Origin of the sequence: Kitasatospora papulosa (assembly GCF_000717245.1) — a bacterium.
GTDB classification, from domain to species: domain Bacteria; phylum Actinomycetota; class Actinomycetes; order Streptomycetales; family Streptomycetaceae; genus Streptomyces; species Streptomyces papulosus.
The window spans coordinates 70,422-83,179 of record NZ_JNYQ01000004.1 but is presented as its reverse complement, the minus strand read 5'-3'; the positions used below and the strand labels follow the sequence as shown (position 1 = coordinate 83,179).

General features: G+C 70.8%; 8 protein-coding genes. 7 read left to right on the top strand and 1 reads right to left on the bottom strand.

Annotated features, from left to right (window positions below; translation table 11 throughout):
* Window positions 1-124: 124 nt before the first annotated feature.
* From IA22_RS0111620 to serA, 5 genes are all read left to right on the top strand, one after another.
* Window positions 125-2,956 (top strand): EAL domain-containing protein, encoded by a 2,832-nt coding sequence (locus IA22_RS0111620; protein ID WP_030123566.1) that lies wholly within the window; start codon window positions 125-127, stop codon window positions 2,954-2,956.
* 217 nt (window positions 2,957-3,173) lie between these two features.
* Window positions 3,174-5,045: an acetolactate synthase large subunit gene (locus IA22_RS0111615; protein WP_014153921.1), complete on the top strand. Its 1,872-nt coding sequence runs from the start codon at window positions 3,174-3,176 to the stop codon at window positions 5,043-5,045.
* Window positions 5,046-5,067: 22 nt separating this feature from the next.
* Entirely contained in the window at window positions 5,068-5,595 is a 528-nt protein-coding gene (gene ilvN / locus IA22_RS0111610) for an acetolactate synthase small subunit (RefSeq protein WP_014153920.1), read from the top strand.
* 106 nt (window positions 5,596-5,701) lie between these two features.
* On the top strand, window positions 5,702-6,703 hold the full coding sequence (gene ilvC, locus IA22_RS0111605) for a ketol-acid reductoisomerase (RefSeq protein ID WP_015578841.1): 1,002 nt from the start codon (window positions 5,702-5,704) through the stop codon (window positions 6,701-6,703).
* Between the two features lie 298 nt (window positions 6,704-7,001).
* Window positions 7,002-8,594, top strand: a complete 1,593-nt coding sequence (gene serA / locus IA22_RS0111600) for a phosphoglycerate dehydrogenase (protein ID WP_014153918.1) — start codon at window positions 7,002-7,004, stop codon at window positions 8,592-8,594.
* A 93-nt stretch (window positions 8,595-8,687) separates the two neighbouring features.
* Here the strand turns inward: serA and IA22_RS0111595 are convergent, their stop codons facing one another.
* Window positions 8,688-9,827, bottom strand: a complete 1,140-nt coding sequence (locus tag IA22_RS0111595) for a PucR family transcriptional regulator (protein ID WP_030123565.1) — start codon at window positions 9,825-9,827, stop codon at window positions 8,688-8,690.
* A 177-nt stretch (window positions 9,828-10,004) separates the two neighbouring features.
* Between IA22_RS0111595 and IA22_RS0111590 the strand changes: the two genes are divergently transcribed.
* Together IA22_RS0111590 and pruA are read left to right on the top strand one after the other, a co-directional pair.
* Entirely contained in the window at window positions 10,005-10,931 is a 927-nt protein-coding gene (locus tag IA22_RS0111590; protein WP_014153916.1) for a proline dehydrogenase family protein, read from the top strand.
* 119 nt (window positions 10,932-11,050) lie between these two features.
* Window positions 11,051-12,682: an L-glutamate gamma-semialdehyde dehydrogenase gene (gene pruA, locus IA22_RS0111585; protein WP_014153915.1), complete on the top strand. Its 1,632-nt coding sequence runs from the start codon at window positions 11,051-11,053 to the stop codon at window positions 12,680-12,682.
* Window positions 12,683-12,758 lie beyond the last annotated feature (76 nt).

Below are 12,758 nucleotides of genomic sequence, written 5' to 3'. Positions count from 1 at the left end.
GGAAGCGGATCGCGAGGGGGCGATGGGCGATGTTCGGCCGGTGGAGAGACGAACCGACATGGCGGGACGGGCGGGAGAGGCCGACGGCCGCGAGGGCGCCGGGCCCGGCCCGAGGGGCTCTCCGGTGAGCGCCCTCGGGGCCCTGCTCTCCCGGCACCCCGCGGCCGGACGGAACGCAGGGCTGCGCGCCCAGATCGTCCTGGCCGCCGTATGCGCCGGATACGCCGTGGGTGCCGCCGTCGGCTGGGGATCGCCCGGAGTCGCGCTGTTCATGGGGGACTTCGGCCTCAGCGTCGCCGCCCTGGTCGCCGCGGTCTCCTGCTTCCTCTACGCCCGCGTCGGCGGCGGACGCCTCCGGCCCGCCTGGCTCCTCTTCTCGCTCTCCTCGGCCATGGCCGCCGGAGGCAACGCGGTCTGGGGGTGGTACGAGGTGGTGCTGGGTCGTGAGGTGCCCTCCCCCTCCCTCGCGGACCTCTTCTTCCTCTGCTTCGCTCCGCCCGCCATCGTCGGGCTGCTGGTCCTGGCCAAACGGCCCGTGACGCGGGCGGGCTGGGTCTGTCTGGTGCTGGACGCCTGGCTGATCGGCGGCTCCCTGCTGACGCTCTCCTGGAGCCTCGCCCTCGCCCACACCGCCCGGATCGCGAACGCCGGAGGCGAGAGCGTGGCCAGGGCCGCCCTCTCGCTGGCCTACCCGCTGCTCGACATCGTCCTCGTCTCCATGGTCCTCGCGCTGCACTTCCGGCGGGTCAGCATCAACAGGTCTGCGGTGAACACCGCGATCGCCGGCCTCGCCCTGACCGTGCTGTGCGACGCCCTGTTCACCGCCCCGCTGCTGCGCTCGTCGTACCACTCGGGCCAGTTGCTGGACGCCGGCTGGTTCGCCGGGTCCCTGCTGCTCGCCTACGCGCCCTGGGGCGCCCGTCGCGGCCAGGACAACGCTGTCGAGGCCCCCGGCCCCGAGCCGCGCGCCGTGAGCCGCCCGATCGCCGGGTCCCTCGCCGCCCTCACGCCCTACCTGGCCGCGGCGGTCTGCACCCTCGGCATCCTGTACAACGTCGTGGAGGGCCGGAGGGTCGACCGGGTGGTGGTGCTCACCGGCTGCGCGGTGGTGCTCGCCCTGGTCCTCCGGCAGGCGATCATGCTTCTCGACAACATCGCGCTCAACCAGGAACTGGCCGAGAAGGAGAGCCACTTCCGCTCCCTGGTCCAGGGCTCCAGCGACGTCATCATGATCGCCGAGCCGAGCGGGGTGCTCCGCTACGTGAGCCCCGCGGCCGCCGGGGTCTACGGGCGCGACGCCGAGGACCTCGTCGGCACCGCGCTGTCGTCGCTGATCCACCCCGACGACCTCGGGGGAGTCGTCCACGAGCTGCGGCGCTTCCTCGCCGCGCCGGCCCGCGAGGAGCCCACCACCCGGATCGAGTGCCGCTTCGGATCGGGCACGGGCGACTGGCTCCACGTCGAGTCCACCGTCAACCGCCACCAGGGCGGCCTGCTGCTCAACAGCCGCGACGTGACCGAGCGGGTCCGGCTGCAGGCGCAGCTCCAGCACAACGCCGAACACGACCCGCTCACCGACCTGCCCAACCGCGCCCTCTTCACCACCCGGGTCGGACAGGCCCTCGGGGGGCGCAGGGCCGGGGACCCCGGGACCGCTGTCCTCTTCATCGACCTCGACGGTTTCAAGGCGGTCAACGACTCCGTGGGCCACCAGGCGGGCGACGAACTCCTCGTCCAGGCGGCACGCCGCCTCCAGGAGTCCGTGCGCGCCTCGGACACCGCGGCACGCCTCGGCGGCGACGAGTTCGCCGCGCTGATCGTCGGCGACGGCACGCGCGACCAGGCGGCCAGGGAGTACCAGGTCCACGAGATCGCCGACCGGCTGCGCCTCAGGCTGTCCCAGCCGTACCGGATCGGCACCGGTGAGGTCCGGGTGGCCGCGTCCATCGGGGTCGCCTTCGCGGAGCCCTCCATCACGCCCAAGGACCTCATGCGCAACGCCGACCTCGCCATGTACCGGGCGAAGGCGAACGGCAAGGGCCGCGTCGAGCTGTACGCCCCCCAGATGCAGGCCGACGTCGTGCGCCGGTCCGAGCTCGCCGCGCGGCTGCGCACGGCGCTGCGCGACGGCGAATTCGCCCTGCTGCACCAGCCCGTCGTCCACCTGGCCAGCGGTACGGTCGCCGCCGTCGCCGCGCAGGCCCGCTGGCGCTCGGCGCAGGGCATCCTCTTCACCCCCGCCGAATTCCTCCGGGTCTCCGAGGACAGCGAACGCGCGGCCGCGCTCGGCACCTGGCTGCTGGAGGAGGCCGTCGAACAGGCCGCCGACCGGTACCGGGCCGGGCATCCGGTCTCCGTCTCCGTACGCGTGTCGGCCGCCAGGCTCCTGGACCGCGCCCTGCCACCGGGCTCCGTCGAGGCGCTCCTGACGCGGCACGGGCTGCCCTCCGGCGCCCTGATGATCGAAGTGGGCGACAACGACCCCCGGATCTCCTTCGACGAGCTGGAGCAGCGCCTGGTCGCGCTCCGCCGCCTCGGGGTCCGGATCGCACTCGACGGATTCGGCAGCGGATACGCCGCGGTCAACGCCCTGCGCCGGCTCCCCATCGACGTCCTCAAGCTGGACCGGTGCCTGGTGGAGGGCGTCGTCGAGTCGGCGAGGCTGCACAAGATCACCAGCGGGCTGCTGCGCATCGCGGGTGATCTCGGCATGCAGTCCGTGGCGGACGGGGTGGACGTACCCGAACAGGTGCGCGCCCTGCGCGCCATGGGGTGCACCCACGGCCAGGGGATGGCCTTCGCCGGCCCCCTGGACGAGTACCGGCTGCGGCGCACCCTGATCAGGGGAAAGTACCCCGTCCCGGGCCTCGTCGCGGCCGCTCAGCCGGTGCTCGTGGGTGGCGTGATCCCGCTCCAGGGCCGCTCACATGATGAGACGCCCGTCCCACCCACTTGACACCGTGTGCGTGCCGGAGAGAGGGTCAATGCCATGCGCACCCGAATTCTCGTACTTGGAAAGCGCGTCGGCTGAAGCAGGGTCACTCATGGACACCCCGCAGACCGCACCGGCGCGCTCCCCTCGCTTGCCTTACGGCACGAGGGGTTTTTTGTTGCACCGGGACCTTGCAGAACATCACGAAAACACCGCATAAACCCTCAGCTTCGAGAAGAGAATGCCGATGACCGAGCAGGCCACCGGGGCCCAGCACCCGCAGCCGCGGGCCCGTAACGGCGGACCGTCCTCCGCCACCGTTGAGCACCTCACGGGCGCGCAGTCCCTCATCCGTTCTCTCGAGGAAGTCGGCGCCGACACCGTATTCGGGCTCCCCGGCGGCTGCATCCTTCCGGCGTACGACCCGCTGATGGACTCCACCCGGGTCCGGCACATCCTGGTCCGCCACGAGCAGGGCGCCGGTCACGCGGCCACCGGTTACGCGCAGGCCACCGGCAAGGTCGGTGTCTGCATGGTCACCTCGGGGCCCGGTGCGACCAACCTGGTCACCCCGATCGCGGACGCGGCCATGGACTCCGTGCCGCTGGTCGCGATCACCGGGCAGGTGGCCTCCGCGGCCATCGGCACGGACGCCTTCCAGGAAGCCGACATCTGCGGCATCACGATGCCGATCACGAAGCACAACTTCCTGGTCACCCGCGCCGAGGACATCGCGCACACGGTCGCCGAGGCCTTCCACATCGCCTCCACCGGCCGCCCGGGTCCGGTCCTCGTCGACATCGCCAAGGACGCTCTGCAGTCGACGACCACCTTCAGCTGGCCGCCGACGATGGACCTGCCCGGCTACCGCCCGGTCACCAAGCCGCACGCCAAGCAGATCCGCGAGGCGGCCAAGCTCATCGCGCAGTCCAGGCGCCCCGTGCTCTACGTCGGCGGCGGTGTCATGAAGGCCGGCGCCACCGCCGAGCTGAAGGTCCTGGCAGAGCTCACCGGAGCGCCCGTCACCACCACCCTGATGGCGCTCGGCTCCTTCCCCGACAGCCACCCGCTGCACGTGGGAATGCCCGGCATGCACGGTTCGGTCACCGCCGTCACCGCGCTGCAGAAGGCCGACCTGATCGTCGCGCTCGGAGCCAGGTTCGACGACCGCGTCACCGGCAAGCTGGACAGCTTCGCCCCGTACGCCAAGATCGTCCACGCGGACATCGACCCGGCCGAGATCGGCAAGAACCGCGCCGCCGACGTCCCGATCGTCGGTGACGCCCGTGAGGTCATCGCCGACCTCGTGCAGGCGGTCCAGGCCGAGCACACCGAGGGCACCATCGGCGAGGCCGCCCGGACCGGGTACGCGTCCTGGTGGAAGGACCTCAACCGCTGGCGCGAGACCTATCCGCTCGGTTACGACCTGCCGGAGGACGGCAGCCTCTCGCCGCAGCAGGTCATCCAGCGCATCGGCGAACTCGCCCCCGAGGGAACGATCTTCGCGGCGGGTGTCGGCCAGCACCAGATGTGGGCCTCGCACTTCATCCAGTACGAGCAGCCCGCCACCTGGCTCAACTCCGGCGGCGCCGGGACCATGGGCTACGCGGTCCCGGCCGCCATGGGCGCGAAGGCGGGCATGCCGGAGCGCGCGGTCTGGGCGATCGACGGCGACGGCTGCTTCCAGATGACCAACCAGGAACTCACCACCTGCGCGCTCAACAACATCCCGATCAAGGTCGCCGTCATCAACAACGGCGCCCTCGGGATGGTCCGCCAGTGGCAGACCCTGTTCTACAACCAGCGTTACTCCAACACCGTGCTGCACGCGGGCCCGGACGCGGACGGCAACGCGGCCAAGGGCACGCGCGTCCCGGACTTCGTCAAGCTGTCCGAGGCCATGGGCTGCCACGCGATCCGCTGCGAGGACCCGGCCGACCTGGACAAGGTCATCGCCGAGGCCAACGCGATCAACGACCGCCCGGTCGTCATCGACTTCATCGTCCACGAGGACGCCATGGTGTGGCCGATGGTCGCCGCCGGCACCTCCAACGACGAGGTCATGGCAGCGCGCGGCGTCCGCCCCGACTTCGGCGACAACGAAGACGACTGAGAGACAGAGAGAGACAGACTCCATGTCCACCAAGCACACGCTCTCCGTCCTGGTCGAGAACAAGCCCGGTGTCCTCGCCCGGATCACGGCCCTGTTCTCCCGGCGCGGCTTCAACATCGACTCGCTCGCGGTCGGTACCACCGAACATCCCGACATCTCACGCATCACCATTGTCGTGAACGTCGAGGGCCTGCCCCTGGAGCAGGTGACCAAGCAGCTCAACAAGCTGGTCAACGTCCTGAAGATCGTCGAACTCGAGCCCACCGCAGCGATCCAGCGGGAGCTCGTCCTGGTGAAGGTCCGCGCGGACAACGAGACCCGCTCCCAGATCGTCGAGATCGTCCAGCTGTTCCGCGCCAAGACCGTGGACGTCTCTCCGGAGGCGGTCACGATCGAGGCGACCGGGGGAGCCGACAAGCTGGAGGCGATGCTCAAGATGCTCGAGCAGTTCGGCATCAAGGAGCTCGTCCAGTCCGGCACCATCGCCATAGGGCGCGGCGCGCGCTCGATCACCGACCGTTCACTGCGCGCCCTCGACCGTACGGCGTAAAACCTCACGGGCCACCTCGCCGCTCGCATGGCGAGACCCGGCAACGCATCCGACGCACCCCGCCGTACGGTGGGACGCAACACCTGCACACCAAGGAGAAGACCCAGTGGCCGAGCTGTTCTACGACGACGATGCCGACCTGTCCATCATCCAGGGCCGCAAGGTCGCGGTCCTCGGTTACGGCAGCCAGGGCCACGCCCACGCGCTGTCGCTGCGTGACTCGGGTGTCGACGTCCGTGTCGGTCTGCACGAGGGCTCGAAGTCCAAGGCCAAGGCCGAGGAGCAGGGCCTTCGCGTGGTGACCCCGTCCGAGGCCGCGGCCGAGGCCGACGTCATCATGATCCTCGTCCCGGACCCGATCCAGGCCCAGGTCTACGAGGAGTCCGTCAAGGACAACCTCAAGGACGGCGACGCGCTGTTCTTCGGCCACGGCCTGAACATCCGCTTCGACTTCATCAAGCCGCCGGCCAACGTCGACGTCTGCATGGTCGCCCCGAAGGGCCCGGGTCACCTGGTCCGCCGCCAGTACGAGGAGGGCCGCGGCGTCCCGTGCATCGTGGCCGTCGAGCAGGACCCCTCGGGCAAGGGCCTGGAGCTCGCCCTCAGCTACGCGAAGGGCATCGGCGGCACGCGCGCCGGCGTCATCAAGACGACCTTCACCGAGGAGACCGAGACCGACCTGTTCGGTGAGCAGGCCGTCCTCTGCGGTGGCACCGCCGCCCTGGTCAAGGCCGGTTTCGAGACCCTGACCGAGGCCGGATACCAGCCGGAGATCGCGTACTTCGAGTGCCTCCACGAGCTGAAGCTCATCGTGGACCTCATGTACGAGGGCGGCCTGGAGAAGATGCGCTGGTCCATCTCGGAGACCGCCGAGTGGGGCGATTACGTCACCGGCCCGCGCATCATCACGGACGCCACCAAGGCCGAGATGAAGAAGGTCCTCGCCGAGATCCAGGACGGCACCTTCGCCAAGAACTGGATGGCCGAGTACCACAACGGTCTGCCCAAGTACAACGAGTACAAGAAGGCCGACAGCGAGTCCCTGCTGGAGACCACCGGCAAGGAGCTCCGCAAGCTCATGAGCTGGGTCGACGACGAGAACGCCTGAGTTCCCGCCGGGGGAGGGTCCGTTGCGGGCCCGCCCCCGGCGCACGGCCGGCCTCACATCCCGTGTCACTGCGGCGTGAGGCGGGTGGAGGAAGGCGGCCCTGTCTGTAGGACAGGCCGTCCACCCCGTGAGGGTGATCATTCCACCGAGGCGCAGTGCGCGCCCCGGCCGCATGACTAGACTGCTCAACACATACACGCGTCAGGGCCCACAGTGTCGTGCGTCTTCCACGCGGCTAGCCCCTCCACCGCCTGCGGCCGTCGGGACGGCCGTCCGCACTGGACTTGTGAGGACACACGTGAGCTCGAAACCTGTCGTACTCATCGCCGAAGAGCTGTCGCCCGCCACGGTTGACGCCCTGGGTCCGGACTTCGAGATCCGGCACTGCAACGGCGCGGACCGCGCCGCGCTCCTCCCCGCGATCGCCGACGTCGACGCGATCCTGGTGCGTTCCGCCACCAAGGTCGACGCCGAGGCCCTCGCCGCGGCGAAGCAGCTCAAGGTCGTCGCCCGCGCCGGCGTCGGTCTGGACAACGTCGACGTCTCCGCGGCCACCAAGGCCGGTGTGATGGTCGTCAACGCGCCGACGTCCAACATCGTCACGGCGGCCGAGCTGGCCTGCGGTCTGCTCGTCGCCACCGCCCGCAACATCCCGCAGGCCAACACCGCCCTGAAGAACGGCGAGTGGAAGCGCTCGAAGTACACGGGTGTCGAGCTCAGCGAGAAGACCCTCGGCGTCGTCGGCCTCGGCCGCATCGGTGTGCTGGTCGCGCAGCGCATGTCGGCGTTCGGCATGAAGATCGTCGCGTACGACCCCTACGTACAGCCCGCGCGCGCCGCCCAGATGGGCGTCAAGCTCCTCACGCTGGACGAGCTGCTCGAGGTCTCCGACTTCATCACCGTGCACCTGCCCAAGACCCCCGAGACGCTCGGCCTGATCGGCGACGAGGCGCTGCACAAGGTGAAGCCCTCGGTGCGCATCGTCAACGCCGCGCGTGGCGGCATCGTCGACGAGGAGGCGCTCGCCTCCGCCCTCAAGGAGGGCCGGGTCGCCGGCGCGGGCCTGGACGTGTACACCAAGGAGCCCTGCACGGACTCCCCGCTGTTCCAGTTCGACCAGGTCGTCTGCACCCCGCACCTCGGCGCCTCGACCGACGAGGCGCAGGAGAAGGCGGGCATCGCGGTCGCGAAGTCCGTCCGTCTCGCCCTCGCCGGTGAGCTCGTGCCCGACGCGGTCAACGTCCAGGGCGGCGTCATCGCCGAGGACGTGCGTCCCGGGCTGCCGCTCGCCGAGAAGCTCGGCCGGATCTTCACCGCGCTCGCGGGCGAGGTCGCGGCCCGTCTCGACGTCGAGGTCTACGGCGAGATCACGCAGCACGACGTGAAGGTGCTCGAACTCTCCGCTCTGAAGGGCGTCTTCGAGGACGTCGTCGACGAGACGGTGTCCTACGTCAACGCCCCGCTCTTCGCGCAGGAGCGCGGTGTCGAGGTCCGCCTCACGACCAGCTCCGAGTCGCCGGACCACCGCAACGTGGTGACCGTCCGCGGCACGCTGTCGAGCGGCGAGGAGGTCGCGGTCTCCGGCACGCTGGCCGGCCCCAAGCACCTCCAGAAGATCGTCGCGATCGGCGAGCACGACGTCGACCTGGCGCTCGCCGACCACATGGTCGTCCTGCGGTACGAGGACCGTCCCGGTGTCGTCGGCGCCGTCGGCAAGATCCTCGGCGAGGCCGGTCTGAACATCGCGGGCATGCAGGTCTCGCGGCAGGACGCGGGCGGCGAGGCGCTGGTCGTCCTCACCGTCGACGACACCATCCCGCAGTCGGTGCTCACCGAGATCGCCGAGGAGATCGGTGCCGCCTCGGCCCGTTCGGTGAACCTCACCGACTGATCCACCGCGTCACACGGCCGCGCCCGGCCGACGGACCCCGTTCCGTCGGCCGGGCGCGGCCGTTCCGCTTCTCCCGGGGCCCGGGGGAGCGGCTCAGAGCCGCGCGGCCTTGAGCGCCATGTGCAGCAGCAGCCGGTCCTCGCCGTCGTTGAGGTCGAGGCCGGTCAGCTGCTGAACCCGGGCGAGGCGGTAGTAGAGCGTCTGGCGGTGGATGCCCAGTTCGGAGGCCGTACGGCTCGCCTGGCCCGCACGGTCGAGGAACACCTCCGCGGTACGGGCGAGTTCCGCGTGGGCCGGGGCCAGCAGGGTGCGGACGGCCTGGTCGGGTGCGGTGCCCTGGGTGCGGGGCAGGGCGGCGAGGAGCCGGTAGGGGCCGATGGCCGACCAGTCGGTGACCGGGCCGAAGCGGGATTCCGCGGAGGCCGCGCGGGCGGCGGACAGTGCCTCCTGCCAGGCGTCGGCCAGCTCCGCCAGACCCCGGCGGGCCGCGGCGAGGCCGGCGGTCGCGGTCGGCCCGGCCACCGAACGCAGCCGTTCCGCCGCCGTCGTCGCCGGGTCGAGCGCCTCGGGGGAGCGCAGCCGGACCAGGGCGGCCAGGGTCCGGGCACCGGGGCCGGCCACCGTGGCGAGGGCCGCCGCCGAGGGGACCGTGCGCGCGGACGGGGCCTCGCCCTCCCACGGGGTGACGCACACCAGCACGTGCAGGCCGTCCGCGTCGGCGCCGAGAGCCTCGCGCAGCGCGGACACCGTCATGTCGCGCTGCCAGCCGCTCACCGCGACGAGTACCGCGCCGAACTCCCGGGAGAGGTCCGTGCCGGCCCGCTCCTCGTCGGCGAGCAGGGCGCCGATCCGGGCCGCGACGTCCATCGCCGCCGCCAGCTGTCCGTCGGTCGGCCCCGGGTCGGCGTCCAGCAGCCACACGTAGCCCAGGACGACACCCCGATGGCGTACCGGGAGGCAGACGCGGTCCCGGAAGACCCCGGCCTCCGGGGCGGCGGGGATGCGGACCGGGCCCGTCGCCCGGGTGATGCCGAAGCCCTCGAACCAGGCGCGGACCGCGGGGGTGGAGCGCCGGGTGAGGATCGAGCGCGTACGGACGGGGTCCATCGCCGTGTCGTCGTCGCTGTCGTGGGCCCCGAAGGCGACCAGGCCGAAATCTCGGTTCTCCAGGGTCGCGGGGGCGTTGAGCAGCGCGGAGATCTCGTCGACCAGCTCCTGGTAATCGCCCTTCACCCGGCCATTCTCGCACCCCTTCAGACATATGTCTGAGATCCAGTGCACGGATGCGTGACAGCTGTCGATGGCACGCGCGGGCGGGGGTACCTAGATTTCACAGTGGTTCTCCGTGCCGTCCCGGTCCGTTCACATCCGTACCGGTACGGCCTCGTTCGTACTCCGTGGAGGTGCCCCGTGCTGGGTCCCGTGATTCTCGCCGCGTCACGCAGCGACACAATGCGTCGTTTCATCTCGGCAGCGCCGGGCACCAAGCAGGTCGTCGACCGGTTCATCGCCGGTGAGAGCGTCGACCAGGTCGTCCCGGTCGTCCGGGACGCCGCGGACAAGGGCCTCGAGGTCACCCTGGACGTCGTCGGCGAGGACATCACCACCCCCGAGCAGGCCGCCGCCGCGCGCGACGCCTACCTCGAGCTGATCGGCCGTCTCAAGGAGCTGGGGCTCGGCGCCCGGGCCGAGATGTCAGTCAAGCTGTCGATGTTCGGCCAGGCCCTCGAGAACGGCCACGACCTGGCCCTCGCCAACGTCCGCCCCGTCGTCGAGGCCGCCGCCGCGATCGGCACCACGGTCACGCTGGACGCCGAGGACCACACCACCCTCGACTCCATGTTCGCCATCCACGAGGAGCTGCGGAAGGACTTCCCGCAGACCGGCTGCGTGATCCAGTCCTACCTGTTCCGCACCGAGGCCGACGCCCGCCGTCTCGCCGCCGCGGGCAGCCGGGTCCGCCTGGTGAAGGGCGCCTACAAGGAGCCCGCCTCCGTCGCGTACCAGAGCAAGCCGGAGATCGACAAGGCGTACGTCCGCATCCTGAAGACGCTGATGCAGGGCGAGGGCTACCCGATGATCGGCTCGCACGATCCCCGTCTCATCGCCATCGGCCAGGAGCTCGCACGCCAGGCCGGGCGCAAACTGGACGAGTACGAGTTCCAGATGCTGTACGGCATCCGCAGCGAGGAGCACGTCCGGCTCGCGGCCGAGGGCCACCGGATGCGCGTCTACACGGCGTACGGCACCGACTGGTACGGCTACTTCATGCGCCGGCTCGCGGAGAAGCCGGCCAACCTCCTGTTCTTCGGCCGCTCCGTCCTCACCAGGGGCTGAACCGGACGCCGAACCCGGGGACGGACCCCCACGGTCCGGAACCGCAGCGCCGCACCAGGCTGAACCAGGGCTGACCCGCCCGGCCGACCACCCACCTCAACCAAGGAGACAAGGCACTCATGGACGCTGTCACCCAGGTCCCCGCGCCGGTCAACGAGCCGGTCCACTCCTACGCCCCCGGCACCGCGGAGCGCGCCCGTCTGGAGGCGAAGCTCAAGGAGCTCGCCGAGAACCCGATCGACCTGCCGATGACCATCGGCGGCGAGAAGCGCATGGGCGGCGGCGAGCGGGTCGACGTCGTGCAGCCGCACAACCACAAGGCCGTCATCGGCACCTTCGCCGGTGCCACCGAGCAGGACGCCCAGGACGCCGTGGACGCGGCCCTCGCCGCCGCTCCGGCCTGGCGGGCCATGTCCTTCGACGACCGCGCGGCCATCATCCTGCGCGCCGCCGAGCTGCTCTCCGGCCCCTGGCGCGAGACGCTGGCCGCCTCCACGATGCTCGGCCAGGGCAAGACCGCGCAGCAGGCGGAGATCGACTGCCCCTGCGAGCTCGTCGACTTCTGGCGCTTCAACGTGCACTACGCCCGGCAGATCCTCGCCGAGCAGCCCCCGGCGAACTCCCCGGGCGTCTGGAACCGCATGGACCACCGCCCGCTCGAGGGCTTCGTCTACGCGATCACGCCGTTCAACTTCTCCGCGATCGCGGCCAACCTGCCCACCGCGCCCGCCCTCATGGGCAACGTCGTGGTGTGGAAGCCGTCCCCGACGCAGACCCACGCCGCCGTGCTGCTCATGCAGCTCCTGGAGGAGGCCGGGCTGCCCAAGGGCGTCATCAACCTGGTCACCGGTGACGGCATCGCCGTCTCCGAGGTCGCGCTGAACCACCGCGACCTGGCCGGTGTCCACTTCACCGGCTCGACCCCCACCTTCCAGCACCTGTGGAAGACGGTCGGCAACAACATCGCCAACTACCGCACCTACCCGCGGCTCGTCGGCGAGACCGGCGGCAAGGACTTCGTCGTCGCGCACCCGAGCGCCGACCGTGCGGTCCTGAAGACCGCGCTGACCCGCGGCTCCTTCGAGTACCAGGGCCAGAAGTGCTCCGCGTCCTCGCGCGCCTACGTCCCGGCCTCCATCTGGAACTCCGGTTTCAAGGAGGAGTTCGCGGCCGAGGTCGACGGCATCACCATGGGCGACGTCACCGACCTGTCGCACTTCATGGGCGCCGTCATCGACGCGCGTTCCTTCGCGAAGAACAAGGCCGCGATCGACCGCGCCGCCGCCGACCCGACCTGCACGATCGTCGCCGGCGGTACGTACGACGACTCCGTCGGCTACTTCGTCCGCCCGACCGTCATCGTGTGCGACGACCCGGCCAACGAGGTCTTCACCACCGAGTACTTCGGCCCGATCCTCGCCGTCCACGTCTACGAGGACGAGAAGTACGACGCCATGCTGGAGCAGATGGAGTCGGTCTCCGACTACGCGCTCACCGGCGCCGTCATCTCCAACGACCGTGCGGCGGCCGCGTACACGATGGACAAGCTGCGCTACGCCGCGGGCAACTTCTACATCAACGACAAGTCGACCGGTGCCGTCGTCGGCCAGCAGCCCTTCGGCGGCGGCCGTGGCTCCGGTACCAACGACAAGGCGGGCGCCCCGCAGAACCTGCAGCGCTGGACGCTGACCCGCGCCATCAAGGAGACGCTGGTCCCGCCGACCGAGTACACCTACCCGCACCAGGGCTGACGCCCCCGGGGCGCCCCCACCGGGCGCCCCGCACGCACTCCGCCTCCCGACCGGCTCCCCCCGCCGGCCGGGGGGC

Coding starts and splice junctions, on each gene's coding strand:
- pruA (WP_014153915.1), top strand. CDS start 11,051: ATGGACGCTGTCACCCAGGTCCCCGCGCCGGTCAACGAGCCGGTCCAC.
- IA22_RS0111615 (WP_014153921.1), top strand. CDS start 3,174: ATGCCGATGACCGAGCAGGCCACCGGGGCCCAGCACCCGCAGCCGCGG.
- ilvN (WP_014153920.1), top strand. CDS start 5,068: ATGTCCACCAAGCACACGCTCTCCGTCCTGGTCGAGAACAAGCCCGGT.